Annotated in this window: 13 protein-coding genes; all 13 read left to right on the forward strand. The window is 74.7% G+C overall.

The window, feature by feature from the left end:
• The first annotated feature begins 92 nt into the window (after nt 1-92).
• The 13 genes from ftsH (at nt 93) to ACT7CP_RS04070 (ending at nt 11720) form a co-directional block, all read left to right on the forward strand.
• Nucleotides 93-2093 (forward strand): ATP-dependent zinc metalloprotease FtsH, encoded by a 2001-nt coding sequence (gene ftsH, locus ACT7CP_RS04010; RefSeq protein WP_413964251.1) that lies wholly within the window; start codon nt 93-95, stop codon nt 2091-2093.
• Between the two features lie 4 nt (nt 2094-2097).
• Nucleotides 2098-2682 (forward strand): GTP cyclohydrolase I, encoded by a 585-nt coding sequence (gene folE / locus ACT7CP_RS04015; protein WP_445443471.1) that lies wholly within the window; start codon nt 2098-2100, stop codon nt 2680-2682.
• A gap of 38 nt (nt 2683-2720) precedes the next feature.
• Nucleotides 2721-3575 (forward strand): dihydropteroate synthase, encoded by an 855-nt coding sequence (folP, locus tag ACT7CP_RS04020; RefSeq protein ID WP_445444011.1) that lies wholly within the window; start codon nt 2721-2723, stop codon nt 3573-3575.
• A gap of 4 nt (nt 3576-3579) precedes the next feature.
• Complete coding sequence (locus ACT7CP_RS04025; protein ID WP_445443472.1) at nt 3580-4290, forward strand: DUF3592 domain-containing protein; 711 nt, start codon at nt 3580-3582, stop codon at nt 4288-4290.
• Complete coding sequence (gene folK, locus ACT7CP_RS04030; RefSeq protein ID WP_445443473.1) at nt 4284-5195, forward strand: 2-amino-4-hydroxy-6-hydroxymethyldihydropteridine diphosphokinase; 912 nt, start codon at nt 4284-4286, stop codon at nt 5193-5195. Before ACT7CP_RS04025 ends, folK begins: the two co-directional genes overlap by 7 nt.
• A complete protein-coding gene (locus ACT7CP_RS04035; RefSeq protein ID WP_307503198.1) occupies nt 5192-5674 on the forward strand; it encodes a DUF3180 domain-containing protein in 483 nt (160 codons plus the stop codon). Before folK ends, ACT7CP_RS04035 begins: the two co-directional genes overlap by 4 nt.
• Nucleotides 5675-5702: 28 nt before the next feature.
• On the forward strand, nt 5703-6191 hold the full coding sequence (locus tag ACT7CP_RS04040) for a PH domain-containing protein (RefSeq protein ID WP_445443474.1): 489 nt from the start codon (nt 5703-5705) through the stop codon (nt 6189-6191).
• Complete coding sequence (locus ACT7CP_RS04045; protein ID WP_445443475.1) at nt 6188-7987, forward strand: PH domain-containing protein; 1800 nt, start codon at nt 6188-6190, stop codon at nt 7985-7987. The genes ACT7CP_RS04040 and ACT7CP_RS04045 overlap by 4 nt, the downstream gene beginning before the upstream one ends.
• Nucleotides 7984-8745: a Rossmann-like and DUF2520 domain-containing protein gene (locus ACT7CP_RS04050; RefSeq protein WP_413964257.1), complete on the forward strand. Its 762-nt coding sequence runs from the start codon at nt 7984-7986 to the stop codon at nt 8743-8745. The genes ACT7CP_RS04045 and ACT7CP_RS04050 overlap by 4 nt, the downstream gene beginning before the upstream one ends.
• Nucleotides 8746-8787: 42 nt before the next feature.
• On the forward strand, nt 8788-9666 hold the full coding sequence (gene panC, locus ACT7CP_RS04055) for a pantoate--beta-alanine ligase (protein ID WP_445443476.1): 879 nt from the start codon (nt 8788-8790) through the stop codon (nt 9664-9666).
• A 182-nt stretch (nt 9667-9848) separates the two neighbouring features.
• Complete coding sequence (gene lysS / locus ACT7CP_RS04060) at nt 9849-11384, forward strand: lysine--tRNA ligase (RefSeq protein ID WP_445443477.1); 1536 nt, start codon at nt 9849-9851, stop codon at nt 11382-11384.
• Between the two features lie 6 nt (nt 11385-11390).
• Nucleotides 11391-11516 carry a hypothetical protein gene (locus tag ACT7CP_RS04065; protein WP_268904803.1) on the forward strand — a complete coding sequence of 42 codons (126 nt, stop codon included), beginning with the start codon at nt 11391-11393 and terminating at the stop codon, nt 11514-11516.
• Nucleotides 11517-11537: 21 nt separating this feature from the next.
• A complete protein-coding gene (locus tag ACT7CP_RS04070; RefSeq protein ID WP_413964260.1) occupies nt 11538-11720 on the forward strand; it encodes a hypothetical protein in 183 nt (60 codons plus the stop codon).
• Nucleotides 11721-11868: the final 148 nt, after the last annotated feature.

Genomic DNA, 11868 nt, shown 5'->3' on the forward strand with positions numbered 1-11868 from the left:
GACGCCCAGACAGCCGCTTGTATCCTCGAGACATCTCGTCGCCGTACGGCGCGGCACGGGCAGAAAGGTGTCGGGCCCGCGCCCCTACGCTCATGAACTTCAAGAAACTCCTCCGCAGCCCGATCCTCATCGTCGTCCTCGCCATCGTGGTGGTGTCCGTGGGCTTCAGCCTCATCACCGGATCCGGCTACCGCACCATCACCACGCAGCACGGCCTCGAGCTGATCCAGGACGGCAAGGTCGCCTCCGCCAAGATCATCGACGGCGAGCAGCGGGTCGACCTCACGCTCGCGTCGCCGGACGGCGAGAACGGCACCATGGTGCAGTTCAACTACGTGGCGCAGCGCGGCGGCGAGATCGTCGCGGCCATCACGGAGGCGAACCCCGCCGAGGGCTTCGACGACCAGGTGCCGCAGCCCAGCTGGCTCCTGTCGGCGTTCAGCATCCTGCTGCCGCTCCTGCTCATCGGCTTCTTCATCTGGATCATGTTCTCCGGCATGCAGGGCGGCGGGAACCGCGTCATGCAGTTCGGCAAGTCGAAGGCGAAGCTCGCCTCCAAGGACTCCCCGAAGGTCACGTTCGCCGACGTCGCCGGGTCGGACGAGGCCATCGAGGAGCTTGAGGAGATCAAGGACTTCCTCAAGGAGCCCGCGAAGTTCCAGGCCGTCGGCGCCCGCATCCCCAAGGGCGTGCTGCTGTACGGCCCTCCCGGCACCGGCAAGACCCTGCTCGCGCGCGCCGTCGCGGGCGAGGCGGGCGTGCCCTTCTACTCGATCTCCGGATCCGACTTCGTCGAGATGTTCGTGGGCGTGGGCGCGAGCCGCGTGCGCGACCTCTTCGAGCAGGCCAAGCAGAACGCGCCGGCCATCATCTTCGTCGACGAGATCGACGCGGTCGGCCGCCACCGCGGCGCCGGCGTCGGCGGCGGCAACGACGAGCGCGAGCAGACCCTCAACCAGCTCCTGGTGGAGATGGACGGCTTCGACGTCAAGACCAACGTCATCCTCATCGCGGCCACCAACCGGCCCGACGTGCTCGACCCCGCGCTCCTGCGCCCGGGCCGCTTCGACCGCCAGATCGGCGTCGACGCGCCGGACCTCCAGGGCCGCAAGCAGATCCTCGAGGTGCACGGGCGCGGCAAGCCGCTCGCCTCGGGCGTCGACCTCGAGGTCCTCGCGCGGAAGACCCCCGGCTTCACCGGTGCCGACCTCGCCAACGTCCTCAACGAGGCCGCGCTCCTCACGGCGCGCTCCAACGCGCAGCTCATCGACGACCGCGCGCTCGACGAGGCCGTGGACCGCGTCATGGCCGGGCCCCAGCGCCGCAGCCGCATCATGCGCGACCACGAGAAGCTCATCACCGCGTACCACGAGGGCGGCCACGCGCTCGCGGCGGCGGCCATGAACAACACGGACCCCGTCACGAAGGTCACGATCCTGCCGCGCGGCCGCGCCCTCGGCTACACGATGGTGCTGCCGCTCGAGGACAAGTACTCCGTCACGCGCAACGAGCTCCTCGACCAGCTCGCGTACGCCATGGGCGGCCGCGTCGCGGAGGAGATCGTGTTCCACGACCCCACCACGGGCGCGTCCAACGACATCGAGAAGGCCACGTCCACGGCCCGCCGCATGGTCACCGAGTACGGCATGAGCGCCAAGGTCGGATCCGTGAAGCTCGGCTCCAGCTCCGGCGAGCCCTTCCTGGGCCGCGACCTCGGCGGCAGCCGCGACTACTCCGAGGACATGGCCCTCACGGTCGACGCCGAGGTGCGCGCGCTCCTCGACGGCGCGCACGACGAGGCGTGGCAGGTCATCAACGACAACCGCGACGTGCTCGACCACCTCGCGACGGAGCTCCTCGAGAAGGAGACGCTCGACCACGACCAGCTCGCGGCGATCTTCGCGAACGTCAAGAAGCTGCCGCCGCGCCCCCAGTGGCTCTCGAGCGACAAGCGCCCGCTGTCCGACCTCCCGCCCGTGGCGATGCCGCAGAAGGCGCCCATCGACCAGGGCGTCGTCGACGGCGCGGTCGACTCGGAGCCGCCGGCCGGCAAGCCCAAGCGCTCGCCCTTCCCGCGCCCCGCGACGGCCTGACGCGGTGGGCGTCGACCGGGCGCGCATCGAGGCGGCCGTCGCTGAGCTGATCCTCGCCATCGGCGAGGACCCGGCGCGGGAGGGGCTCCGCACCACCCCGGCGCGCGTGGCGGAGGCGTGCGGCGAGTTCTTCGCGGGCGTCGGGGCGGATCCGCTCCGGCACCTGCGCGAGACGTTCCCGCTCCCCGAGACGGACGCGGCGCCGCAGCCCGTCATCGTCACCGGAATCGCGTTCCGCTCGATCTGCGAGCACCACCTGCTGCCCTTCACGGGCGTCGCGCACCTGGCCTACGTGCCCGGGGACCGCATCGTCGGCCTCGGCCGGCTGCCGCGCGTGGTCGACGACCTCGCCTCCCGGCCGCAGATGCAGGAGAGGCTGGGCGAGCAGATCGCCGAGGCGCTCGAGCAGGGGCTCGACGCGCGCGGGGTCGCGGTGATCCTCGACGCGACCCACGGCTGCGTCACCTCCCGCGGCACCCGGCAGGCCGGCAGCACCACCATCACCATCGCGGCCCGCGGGTCGCTCGCGGAGCCGGCCGCGCGCGCCGAGGTGCTCGCCCTGCTGCCCGCCGTCGGCGGCCGGGACTGACCGTGGCCGTGCCGCCGCTGCCGCCCCGCACGCTCGTGATGGGGATCCTCAACGCCACGCCCGACTCCTTCAGCGACGGGGGGCGCCACCTCGCCCTCGAGGATGCGCTCGCGCACGCCCGGCGGATGGTCGCGGCGGGGGCCGACCTGGTCGACGTGGGCGGCGAGTCCACGCGACCCGGCGCGCAACGCGTCGACGCCGCCGAGGAGCTCGCGAGGGTGCTGCCCGTGGTCCGGGAGCTCGCCGCGGAGGGCGTCGCCGTGAGCGTCGACACCATGCGCGCGGCGACCGCGGAGGCCTGTGCGGCGGCGGGCGCGCGGATCGTGAACGACGTGTCCGGCGGCCTCGCGGATCCCCGCATGGCAGCCGTGGTGGCGGGCGCCGACGTCGACTACGTCGCGATGCACTGGCGCGGGCACAGCGACACGATGGCGACGCGCGCCACATACGTCGACGCGGTGGGCGAGGTGCGGCACGAGCTGCGCGCGCGCATCGACGCGCTCGTGGCGGCGGGCGTGGATCCGGCGCGCCTCGTGCTCGACCCCGGTCTCGGCTTCGCGAAGCACGCCGCCCACGACTGGCAGCTCCTCGGATCCCTCGACGCGATCACGGGCCTCGGCCACCGCGTGCTGGTGGGCGCCTCCCGCAAGCGCTTCCTCGGCCGGCTGCTGCCGGAGGGCGCGGCCGTCGAGGACCGCGACGTGCCGACGGCCGTCGTCAGCGCCCTCGCCGCGCGCGCCGGGGCGTGGGCCGTGCGCGTGCACGACGTCGCGTCCACGCGTGCCGCGCTGGCGGTCGAGGAGGCGTGGGCGCGCGGCCGCGCCGCGGCGCTCGCCGCCGCATCCGCCGACGCGTCCGCCGGACCGACGGCCGTCGCCGGTCTGTCAGAGTAGGAGCATGAGCGCCGTGAGCCAGGACCGTGTCGTCGTCTCCCCGCAGGCGGTGCTCGTGCGCATCGCGGTCGCGGCCCTCGTCGCGTCCGTCGTGCTCGGCGTCGGGCTGACCGTCCCGGCCGACCTGGCCGCGGGAGCGGGCGCGGGCCTCGTGGTCGCCAAGGTCGCCGCGGTCGTGCTCGGGCTCGTCGGATCCCTCGGCAGCGTCTACGCGTCCGTCGTGCTGCTGTCGACCGTGCTCACCACCGTGGGCGCCGTGCTGTGGCCCACCGCCGTCGTGCTGCTCGGCACCGCCCTCGGCATCGTGGGCGCCCTGCCGTTCTCCTCCGCCCCGGTCGAGGGCGACGCGTCGCACGCCGTCCTCGGCGTCGTGGCCGCCGTGCTGGCCGTGCTCGGGATCGCCGCCGCCGTGGCCTGGGCCGTGGTCCAGCGCCGCGTCACCCGTCTCGCGGCCACCGCCCGCCGCGTCACCGAGACCGGCCGCCGCACCTCCGCGATCGTCACGGCCGTGCAGCGGCTCGACGGATCCGGCGACGCCGTCCGCGCGCGCCTCACGGTCGCCTTCACGGACGCCGACGGCCGCGACCACCACGTCACGCGCACGGTCACCACGGCCGACCGCCTGCTGCCCTCCGTCGGCGGCAAGCTGCCCCTCTGGTACGACCCGGCCGACCCGGGCGACCTCCCGTCCATCGTCGTGGGCCGCTCATGGTGACGTCCGTCCCGCGCGACCGCATCCTCCTCACCGGGCTCCGCGTCCACGCCCACCACGGGGTGTTCGCGGCCGAGCGCCGCGACGGCCAGCCGTTCGTGATCGACCTCGAGGTCGCGCTCGACCTCGCGCCCGCGGGCGGCAGCGACGAGCTGGCCCGCACGCTGCACTACGGCGAGCTCGCCGAGGAGGTCGCCGCGGCCGCCGAGCGGGATCCCGTGGACCTCATCGAGACGCTCGCCGAGCGCGTGGCCGGCGTCGTGCTCGCGCATCCCGTCGCGCGCTCCGTGCGCGTCACGGTCCACAAGCCGGACGCGCCCATCACCGTGCCCTTCGACGACGTCGCCGTGGTGATCGAGCGCGCGTCGACCCTGCCCGCGCCCGGCGCGAGCGTGCGCGCGGTCGTGGCCGTGGGAGCCAACCTCGGCGACCGGCGGGCGACCATCGCGCGCGCCCTCGAGCTCGTCGACCGCGTGCCCGGCCTCCGCGTCGTGCGCGCCTCCGAGCTCGTGGAGTCCGTCGCCGTGACGCAGGCGGGGGAGGACCCGACGAAGCCCGGGTACCTCAACGGCGTCGCGCTGGTGGACGCCGCCGTCGGCCCGCACGCGCTCCTCGACGCGCTCGCCGGCATCGAGCGCGACCTCGGCCGGGTGCGCGCCGAGCGCTGGGGCGACCGCACGATCGACCTCGACCTCGTCGCGTACGGCGACGCGCGGATCCACGACGACCGCCTCACCGTGCCGCACCCGCGCGCCGCCGAGCGCGCCTTCGTGCTGGGCCCCTGGCTGCAGGCGGATCGCGACGCGGAGCTGCCCGGCCTCGGCCGCGTCGACGCGCTGCTCGCCGCCCTCGAGCGGGACGACGCCGGCACGGCCGCCCGCGCCGCCTCCCCGGAGGCGCCCCGATGACCCGCACCCGCACCACGACCCTCATCGCCCTCCTCATCGCGGGCGCCGCCGTCGGCTGGTTCGCCGAGAACGCGCTCGTCATGAGCGGCCGGCCGCTCCTCGTCCCGCCGCTCACGCTCGGCGCGACCCTCCTCATCGTCGGGATCGTGCTGCTGGCCCTCGCCCGGCCCATCCGCCGCTCCACGCTCGGCCGCACCCCCGGCCGCGTCGACCCGTTCCGCGCCACCCGCGTGGTGCTGCTCGCCAAGGCGTCGGCGCTCGCGGGGGCGCTGCTCGCGGGGGTCACCGGCGGCGTGCTCGCCTTCCTGTTGGCGCGGCCCGTGCTGCCCGGCGCGTCCTCCGTCGGGCTCGCGGTGGCCGGTACGGTGGGAGCCGTCGTCCTCCTCGTCGCCGGGCTGGTCGCCGAGCACTGGTGCACGGTCCCGCCCGACGACCGGGACGGCCCGCGCCCCGGTGATCCGGCGCGCGAGCTCTCGTAGTCCGCCGCAGCACCATCCGAGGAGCACCGTGACCGCGAACGTCGACCCGCACGGCGTCCAGTGGCGCCGCGTCTCCCCGCGCCTCGTCGGCGTCGAGCTGGTGGGCGGGGTGATCACCGCCCTCGTCCTCGGCGGCGTCGCCGCGTTCCTCGCCTCGGTCGACGCGCCGGTCTGGCTGCCCATCGTGCTCGGCGCCGCCGCGCTCCTGGAGCTCGTGCTGACCCTGGTCGTCGTCCCGCGCCGCGTGCGCGCCATGGGGTACCAGCTGCGCGAGGACGACCTCGTCTTCCGCCGCGGCATAATGTGGACCCGCATCGTCGCCGTGCCCTACGGCCGGATGCAGCTGGTCGACATCACGCGCGGCCCCGTCGGCCGCCTCCTCGGCCTCGCCGACCTCAAGCTCGTGACCGCCGCGGCGTCCGCGAGCATCCAGATCCCCGGCCTCACCGTCGAGGACGCCGAGGAGCTCCGCGACCACCTGGTGGCCCTGGCCGAGACGCGCCGGGCCGGGCTGTGACCGACCAGGCGCCCGAGGGTCCCCGGCTCGACGGCCCCGTGCCGGACGGCGCGTCGCCCGCGGGCGATCCCGCCGGCGGCGCCGCCACGGAGGCCGCCGCCGTCCCCGCCGTCCCCGCCGCCGAGGCCCGCGTCGCCGAGGAGCTCACCGACGGCGGCTGGCACCGGCTCCACCCCGCCACGCCCGTCCTCCGCGGCGGCGTCGTCTTCATCGTCGCCATCGGCTTCCTCGTCTCATCGCTCCGCGAGCAGCTCGTGGAGCGCTTCGTCCCCGGCCGGGAGCAGGGCGACGGGGAGGGCGACCTCCTCCCGTGGCTCGTCGAGTCCGGCAGCCTGATCTGGGTGCTCCTCGCCCTCCTGGCCTTCACGCTCCTCGCGGTCGGCGTCTCCTACCTGTCGTGGCGGATGCACACCTTCCGCGTCACCGAGGAGACCGTCGAGGTGCGCAGCGGCATCCTGTCGCGCACGAACCGCCGGGCCCGGCTCGACCGGATCCAGGGCGTCAACATCACCCGCCCCCTCGTCGCGCGGCTGATCGGGGCGGCCAAGCTCGAGATCCAGGTCGCGGGCAACGACGCGAACCTCCCGCTGCAGTACCTCCGCTCGCGGGACGCCGACGCGTTCCGGCTGCGCGTCCTCCGCCTCGCGTCGGGCGCCCGGGCCGAGGCGGCCGGATCCGCCCCCGCGGCGCCCGGTGCCGCCGCGCGCGGCTTCGTGGGCTCCCGGGTCGACGACTTCCTCGCGCCCGAGCTCGACCCCGACGCCGCGCCGCCGCAGTCGGTCGTGCGGATCCCGCTCCCGCGCCTCGTCGGCGCCGTGCTGCTGTCCGCGCCCACCGTGCTGCTCGTGCTGTTCGTGGTGGTCGGGATCCCGCTCATCGTGCGCTTCGAGGCCTGGTACCTGCTCGTGCCGCTGCTGCCGACCCTCCTCGGATCCGCCGGCTTCTTCGTCCGCCGCATCACCCGCTCGCTGCGCTACAGCGTCGCCGGCACGCCCGACGGGGTGCGCGTCGGGTTCGGCCTGCTGTCCACGAGCAACGACACGATCCCGCCGGGTCGGATCCACGCGGTCGAGGTCGTGCAGCCGCTCCTGTGGCGCGCCGCCGGCTGGTGGGAGATCCGCATCACGCGCGCCTCGCACTCCTCCGCGCCGGGTGCGGCCGGCCAGCAGAACACGTCGATCCTCCCCGTCGGCGACCGGGGCGACGTCGACCGCGTCCTCGGCCTCGTCCTCCCGCACCTGGTCGGGGAGGACGCGCTCGCGCTCATCGAGACCGGGATGACCGGCCGCGGCGGCGCGGACGACGGCTTCACCACCTCGCCGCGGCGGGCGCGCCTCCTCCGGCCCTTCTCCTGGCGCCGCACCGGCTTCGCGGTCGACGACTCGGCGTTCCTCGTGCGCCGCGGCGTGATCTGGCGTCGGCTCGTGGTGGTGCCCCACGCGCGCACGCAGGGCGTCGACCTCGGCCAGGGCCCGATCGAGCGCCGGCTCGACCTCGTGTCCGTGCGCGCGGCCACGGTGGCCGGTCCCGTCGACACGCGCCTCGGCGCCATCGACCGCGCCACGGGCGTGGACCTCGCGACCCGGCTCGTCGAGGCCGCCGTGGCGTCCGCGGGCTCGGACACGTCCGCGCGCTGGGGCGCCGAGAGCGCGAGCTGGCCGGCGCCCGGATCCGCACCCGCGGCCGCTCCACCCGCCCCCGATGCGGCCGCCGCTCCCGACGCCTCGGCCGCCCCGCCCGCGCCGACACCCCCCGACACCCCCCGCCACCGCTCCACCCCGGAGGACCCCGCATGACCGTCCCGTCCCAGCGTTCCGGCCGCCTCGGCGTCGGGATCATCGGCGCGGGTCGCGTCGGCCCCGTCATCGGCATGGCGCTCGCGGGTGCGGGCCACGCCATCACGGGCATCTCGGCGGTGTCCGAGTCGAGCCGCGAGCGCGCGGAGGCGATGCTGCCGGACGTCCCCGTGCTCGACATCCCCGAGATCGTCGAGCGCAGCGAGCTCGTGGTCCTCGCGGTCCCCGACGCCGAGCTCCCCGGCCTCGTCCAGGGCCTCGCCGCCACCGGCGCGTGGCAGGCGGGCCAGCTCGTGATGCACACGTCCGCCGCGCACGGGATCCAGGTGCTGGCCCCGGCGTTCGCCGCCGGCATCATCCCGCTCGCCATCCACCCGGCGATGTCGTTCACCGGCACGAGCATGGACCTCAGCCGCATGGTGGACAGCTGGTTCGCCGTGACCGCGCCCGCGCCCGTCCTCCCCATCGCGCAGGTGCTCGTGGTGGAGATGGGCGGTGAGCCCGTCGTCGTGGAGGAGCGGGACCGCGCCGCCTACGCGGAGGCCATCGCGACCGCCACCACCTTCTCCACCGCCATCGTCGACCAGGCCACGGGCCTCCTCGCGGGCATCGGCGTCGAGGAGCCCGGCCGCGTGCTCGGCCCGCTGATCCGCTCGGCCGTCGACGACGCGCTCCGCCGCTCCTCCCCGGCGGGCGGCGCGCGCCTCACCACACGGGACGTGCCCCTGCCGACGGACGAGGATCCCGACGCGCACTAACCTGATGCGTCCCCGTCCCGAGCCCCGAGGAGCACCGAAGGCATGACGATCCCCGCGCCCACCGTCGTCACCGGCATCGCCGAGCTGCGCGCCCGCGTCCGCGAGCACCGCGCCGCGCGCACCGCCGCCGGCGACGAGGCCGTCGTCGTCCTGGTGCCCACCATGGGCGCGCTGCACGAGGGCCACCTCGCCCACGCCCGCCGCGCCCGCGAGCTCGGCTCGCTCGTCGTCGTGTCGATCTTCGTCAACCCGCTGCAGTTCGGCGCCGGCGAGGACCTCGACGCCTACCCCCGCACGCTCGACGCCGACGTCGAGGCGCTCGCCGCCACGGGCGTCGACCTCGTCTTCGCGCCGTCCGCGGCCGAGATGTACCCGGACGGCCCCGCGCGCATCCGCGTCACGGGCGGATCCGTCGGCCTCACGCTCGAGGGCCGCTCCCGCCCCGGCCACTTCGACGGCATGCTCACCGTCGTGGCGAAGCTCCTCCACATCTGCGCGCCCGACGTCGCCACCTTCGGCCGCAAGGACGCCCAGCAGCTGCACCTCGTCCGCCGCATGGTCCGGGACCTCGACCTCCCCGTCCGCATCGAGGACCTCGAGACCGTGCGCGAGCCCGACGGCCTGGCGCTGTCGAGCCGCAACCGCTACCTCGACGACCGCGAGCGCCGCGCCGCGCGCGTCATCCCGGCCGCGCTCGAGGCCGCCGAGAGCGCCGGCTCCCGCGGCATCGACGCCGTCATCGCGGCCGCCCAGTCGGTGGTGATGGGGGAACCCGCCGTCGCGCTCGACTACTTCCAGGTGGTGGACCCGACGACGTTCGAGTCCGTGGACGACGGCTTCCGCGGCGTCGCCCTCGCCGTCATCGCGGCCCGGGTCGGCAGCACGCGCCTCATCGACAACCAGGCCGTCGTCATCGCCTGACCCGCGTCCGGCACCCGCGCGCCGGCCTCCCCGTCACCCCGGCGACCGGCGTGCCGGTCCCCGAGCGCCGGCCTCGCGGCATCCGTCCGCCCCGCGTCCCCGGGCCCCCGCCCGCACCTGCGAGAATCGTGGGGAGGCCGCTCGGCCGCACGCCCCTTCGACCCGCGAGGATCCGCCCGCACATGACCGACAGCCCGTCAACGCCCGCGACCACCCCGACGCCCGCCGCCGTGGAGGAGTCCGTCGAGGACATCGCCGAGCAGAAGGCCGTGCGCCTCGCCAAGCGGGCCCGCCTCGAGGCCCAGGGCGGCCCCGGCGACGGCGCGTACCCCGTGCACGTCCCCGTCACGACGACGATCCCGGCGGTCCGCGCGGAGCACGGCCACCTCGAGCCCGGCGAGGAGACCGACCACGTGGTGGGCATCGCCGGCCGCGTCGTCCACTTCCGCAACACCGGCAAGCTCTGCTTCGCCACGCTCCAGGCGGGCGACGGCACGCGCATCCAGGCCATGATCTCGCTCGCCGAGGTCGGCGAGGACGCGCTCGCGGCGTGGAAGGAGCTCGTCGACCTGGGCGACCACGTCTTCGTCGCCGGCCGCGTCATCGCGAGCCGCAAGGGCGAGCTGTCGATCATGGCCAGCGAGTGGCGCATCGCGAGCAAGGCGCTCCTGCCCCTGCCGAACCTGCACTCCGAGCTCTCCGACGAGACCCGCGTCCGCAGCCGCTACCTCGACCTCATCGTCCGCGACCAGGCGCGCAAGAACGTCCTCGACCGCGCGAAGGTCAACGCGTCCATGCGCGAGACGTTCCGCCAGCGCGGCTACGTCGAGGTCGAGACGCCCATGCTCCAGGTGATGCACGGCGGCGCCTCCGCGCGCCCGTTCGTCACGCACTCCAACGCCTTCGACACCGAGATGTACCTCCGCATCGCGCCCGAGCTGTACCTCAAGCGGGCCGTGGTCGGCGGCATCGACCGCGTCTTCGAGATCAACCGCAACTTCCGCAACGAGGGCGCCGACTCCACGCACAGCCCCGAGTTCGCGATGCTCGAGGCGTACGAGGCCTACGGCGACTACACCTCCATCGCCGAGCTCACGCAGACCCTCGTGCAGGACGCGGCCCTGGCGGTCGCCGGCAGCCACGTCGTCACGTGGGCCGACGGCACGGAGTACGACCTCGGCGGCGAGTGGGACCGCATCTCCATGTACGGCTCGCTCAGCCAGGCGGCCGGCGTCGAGGTCACCCCCGCCACGTCCGTCGACGAGCTGCAGGCCATCGCCGACCGCGAGGGCGTCGTCGTTCCGCTCAGCACGCACGGCAAGCTCGTCGAGGAGCTCTGGGAGCACTTCGTGAAGGGCGGCCTCGAGCGCCCCACCTTCGTCCTCGACTTCCCCGTGGAGACGTCGCCGCTCACGCGCGCGCACCGTTCCATCGAGGGCGTCGTCGAGAAGTGGGACCTCTACATCCGCGGCTTCGAGCTGGCAACCGGCTACTCCGAGCTCGTGGATCCCGTCGTGCAGCGCGAGCGCTTCGTCGACCAGGCCCGCCAGTCGGCGCGCGGCGACGACGAGGCCATGCCGCTCGACGAGGAGTTCCTCCGCGCGCTCGAGCACGGCATGCCGCCGTCGGGCGGCATGGGCATGGGAGTCGACCGGCTCCTCATGGCCATCACCGGCCTCGGCATCCGCGAGACCATCCTGTTCCCCCTAGTGAAGTAGGCGACCATGCCCCTCGGCCCGAACGGCACCGACCCCAAGAAGCCCACCACCGCGCGCTACGCGCTGTGGATCATCGTGGGCGGCATCGCCGTCGCGTTCATCGTGCAGGGCCTCGTCGGCATCCTCACGTAGAGCGCGGCGTATCCTTCTCGCATGGATGCTTTCTGGGTGAGCGCGATCTGGTCGCTCCTCCCCACCCTCGGCGTGGGTCTGATCTTCTGGTTCATCATGCGGGCGGTCATCCAGGCGGACAAGCAGGAGCGCGAGGCCTACGCTGCCATCGAGGCGAAGGAGCGCGCCCGCATGGGCATGCCCGCCGCCGACGCCGACCGGTAGCCCACCCGGTCCCCGCCGCATGGCCGCCGCCGCGGGCCCGTATCCGCCGCCTCCCGCATCGCGTCACGCCCACGGCGAACAGGGGCATGCACTCGCCGGACCCGTCGTTACTCTCTACATATCGGCACCGGCCCCCTGCCCCGGTGCC

It is taken from the genome of Clavibacter rahimiani (assembly GCF_052654495.1).

What these genes read in the sequence shown, in the direction of transcription:
- ACT7CP_RS04025 (WP_445443472.1), top strand. Translation starts at nt 3,580, where the DNA reads ATGAGCGCCGTGAGCCAGGACCGTGTCGTCGTCTCCCCGCAGGCGGTG.
- ACT7CP_RS04070 (WP_413964260.1), top strand. Translation starts at nt 11,538, where the DNA reads ATGGATGCTTTCTGGGTGAGCGCGATCTGGTCGCTCCTCCCCACCCTC.
- panC (WP_445443476.1), top strand. Translation starts at nt 8,788, where the DNA reads ATGACGATCCCCGCGCCCACCGTCGTCACCGGCATCGCCGAGCTGCGC.
- ACT7CP_RS04065 (WP_268904803.1), top strand. Translation starts at nt 11,391, where the DNA reads ATGCCCCTCGGCCCGAACGGCACCGACCCCAAGAAGCCCACCACCGCG.
- ftsH (WP_413964251.1), top strand. Translation starts at nt 93, where the DNA reads ATGAACTTCAAGAAACTCCTCCGCAGCCCGATCCTCATCGTCGTCCTC.
- folK (WP_445443473.1), top strand. Translation starts at nt 4,284, where the DNA reads ATGGTGACGTCCGTCCCGCGCGACCGCATCCTCCTCACCGGGCTCCGC.
- ACT7CP_RS04035 (WP_307503198.1), top strand. Translation starts at nt 5,192, where the DNA reads ATGACCCGCACCCGCACCACGACCCTCATCGCCCTCCTCATCGCGGGC.
- lysS (WP_445443477.1), top strand. Translation starts at nt 9,849, where the DNA reads ATGACCGACAGCCCGTCAACGCCCGCGACCACCCCGACGCCCGCCGCC.
- ACT7CP_RS04050 (WP_413964257.1), top strand. Translation starts at nt 7,984, where the DNA reads ATGACCGTCCCGTCCCAGCGTTCCGGCCGCCTCGGCGTCGGGATCATC.
- folP (WP_445444011.1), top strand. Translation starts at nt 2,721, where the DNA reads ATGGGGATCCTCAACGCCACGCCCGACTCCTTCAGCGACGGGGGGCGC.